Raw genomic sequence first — 2,775 nt, 5'->3', positions numbered from 1 at the left:
CTGCTGGCTGCCCTCAGCTAAGAATCGGAACCGCGGCGGCGCAGCGAATGGACAAAACGCGACCGCGCACTCATCCTCACCGGCCTGCGTGCCGATGGAATGTTGCGCGCCAACGTTGGTGAAATGTTGCGCGCCAACGTTGGCGACCTCCGACGCACCGACGACGGGCCGTCATACATGTTCTCGGCAACGGCGGCAAGGACCGGCGGATCCCGCTCGAATCAGACGCTTCGAAGGCCAGTCCGAGTCAGGCTCACCAGATCAAGTATTTGCCGAATGCTGGCAGGTCACCGGTCGGGGCCGACCGCCACCGATCAGGTCCCGAAGTACTCGTGGATTTGGCGGATCGCCATCGATCCCTCGCCGACCGCGGAGGCCACCCGTTTGACCGAGCCGCTACGCACGTCTCCCGCCGCGAACACACCGGGTTGGCTGGTTTCCAGCATCATCGGCTGGCGCTGGGTGCTGCGCCGGGCACCGTCGGCGTCCGAATACAGCGCTGCCGGACCGGTCGGCACGAAGCCGCGGTCGTCGAGTTCGATTGCGCCGGCGAGCCATAAGGTATTGGGATCCGCGCCGATGAAGACGAACAGGGCGCGGGTCTGGATCGAGTGCCGCTCGCCTGTTCGTTTGTCCTCGGTCAACACCGCCGTGAGTGCACCGTTTCCGTGTACCTGCCTGATCTCGGTGCACGACCGGACAGTCACTCTGGGGTGCCGGTTGATCTGGTCGACGAGATATCGGGACATGGTTTTGTTCAGGTCGTCGCCGCGGATCACCACGTACACCCGGGAAACCTGCGCGGCGAGGAAAACCGCCGCCTGGCCCGCGGAGTTACCACCCCCCACGATGACGACGGGCCCCGTGCCGCACATCAAGGCCTCTTGAAAGGTGGCGGCGTAGTACACGCCGTTGCCCTCGAACGATTCGATTCCTGGAACAGCGAGCCTTCGATACCTGGCTCCCATGGCCAGCACCACGGCCCTGGCCACCACCGACCCCCCGTCCGCGAGCGTTACCCGGTGCTGGCCGCCGCCGGATTCCAGCCGGGTGATCTCCGCGGAGACGATGATCCGCGCTCCGAACTTGCCGGCCTGCAGAACTGCCCGTTCGGCAAGGTCGGCTCCGGAGATTCCGCCGGGGAATCCGAGGTAGTTCTCGATTCTCGATGACGTCCCGGCCTGCCCGCCGGTTGCGATCCGCTCCATGGCCGCGGTGGTCAGGCCGTCCGACGCGGCATACACCGCAGCGCCCAGCCCTGCCGGACCGGCGCCCACCACGACGACGTCGGATTCGTCGGGCACTGTATCGGGTACCGGCAGTCCCACCCGGCGGGCCAGCTCGGTGTTGGTCGGGTTGCGCAGCACCTCACCGCCCCAGATCACCACCGGGGCGTCTTGGGGCGATACTCCGAACCGCTGCAGCAGCCGTTCGGCGTGCTTGTCACGTTCCAGGTCAATCCATCTGTGTGGCAATCGGTTTCGCGCTGCGAATTCCCGCAGCCGGGCGGTGTCCGGCGAATAGCAGGAGCCGATGATCCGGAATCCGGATTCTTCCTGGATGAGCAGCGAGCGGCGTAACAGGTATGCGCGCAGGATGAGGTCACTGAGCACCGGATCGTGGGTGACCAGGGCCCGCACCCGCTCGGTCGGTACCACGAGTACTTCGCCGGGTTCCACCACTTCGGCGGTGTAGAACGCGGCTTGGCCTTCGAGGTCGCCCAGCTCCCCGAGGAACCGCCCGGGGCCATGTACCCGGATGACGTGCCGATTGCCCGCGTCGTCGGTCGTGGTGACGGCGACTTTGCCGGACAGAATGACGAAGAAGTCGTCAGAGCGCTCACCCTCGCGGACAAGCGTTTCGCCCGTGTTGACGGCGCGCCGGGCGCCGCCTGCCTCGAGGGTGGCAATCTGATCGTCGGACAGTCGCGGGTACGCGCCGTAGATGTCGGGGGTTTCCGCCAGGGGAGGCGATTCGCGCTGGTCCATGGCGACCTCAGACATAGCTCTCATGGACGTAGCACCAGCGCCACTTCTCGCCGGGCTCCATGGACTGCACGATCGGGTGGTCCACAGTGTGCGCGTGCGCTCGGGCATGCCGCATCGGTGACGAGTCGCAGCAGCCGACGTGTCCGCACGTGAGGCACAACCGCAGGTGCACCCACGGTGTGCCGAGCCGCAGACATTCCTCGCAGCCGTTTGTGCGCGGGCGCACCTGGCGGATCGCCGCCACGTGTGGATCTATATACACGGATGTCATGAGCGATACACGGATGTCATGAGCGTGCGTCCTTCCCGCTGCCGGCCGACAGCGCCTGGTCCAGCCAATTGCGCAGCGCCGCAACGGGAGCGGCGCCCGCTTGCCGCGCCAGTATCTGCCCGTGGTCAAGGAGCAGCAGTGTCGGCACCGCCTGCACCGTGAACCGCTGTGAAATCGCCGGTGCCTTATCCACGTCGACCTTGACGAGTTTCAGTTGTCCGGCGCGTTCGGTGGCAAGCTGCTCCAGCGCCGGACTCACCATGCGGCACGGTCCACACCAGGTCGCCCACAGGTCGACAAGCACTGGAACTGAGGACTTTTCGGCAACGTCGGCGAAGTCCCCGTCGCCGGCCGCAGCGATCCACGGCAGCCACTGGTGACAGTTGGCGCACCGGGGCTTCCCCGCGGCCGCCGCGGGTACGCGGTTGCGTTTTCCGCAGTGCGGGCATGTCACGATGTCTGAGTCCATGGCGCCTCCTCAGTCAGGCCGCCAGGGCCGGTTCCGAATAGCCCACG

The 2,775-nt window shown here is 66.3% G+C and carries 3 protein-coding genes; all 3 read right to left on the bottom strand.

Annotation, left to right across the window (positions count from 1 at the left end):
* Positions 1–314 precede the first annotated feature (314 nt).
* From VNW74_RS05470 to trxA, 3 genes are read right to left on the bottom strand one after another with little or no spacing between them, the layout of a single operon-like run.
* Positions 315–2,003: an FAD-dependent oxidoreductase gene (locus tag VNW74_RS05470; RefSeq protein ID WP_325675585.1), complete on the bottom strand. Its 1,689-nt coding sequence runs from the start codon at positions 2,001–2,003 to the stop codon at positions 315–317.
* Positions 1,996–2,259 (bottom strand): UBP-type zinc finger domain-containing protein, encoded by a 264-nt coding sequence (locus tag VNW74_RS05465; RefSeq protein ID WP_325675584.1) that lies wholly within the window; start codon positions 2,257–2,259, stop codon positions 1,996–1,998. Before VNW74_RS05465 ends, VNW74_RS05470 begins: the two co-directional genes overlap by 8 nt.
* A gap of 16 nt (positions 2,260–2,275) precedes the next feature.
* Positions 2,276–2,728 (bottom strand): thioredoxin, encoded by a 453-nt coding sequence (gene trxA / locus VNW74_RS05460; RefSeq protein WP_325675583.1) that lies wholly within the window; start codon positions 2,726–2,728, stop codon positions 2,276–2,278.
* Positions 2,729–2,775 lie beyond the last annotated feature (47 nt).

It is taken from the genome of Mycobacterium sp. (assembly GCF_035570115.1).
Lineage (GTDB): Bacteria > Actinomycetota > Actinomycetes > Mycobacteriales > Mycobacteriaceae > Mycobacterium.
Note: the sequence above shows the minus strand (reverse complement) of the source record. Positions and strands in the feature narration are given on the sequence as shown.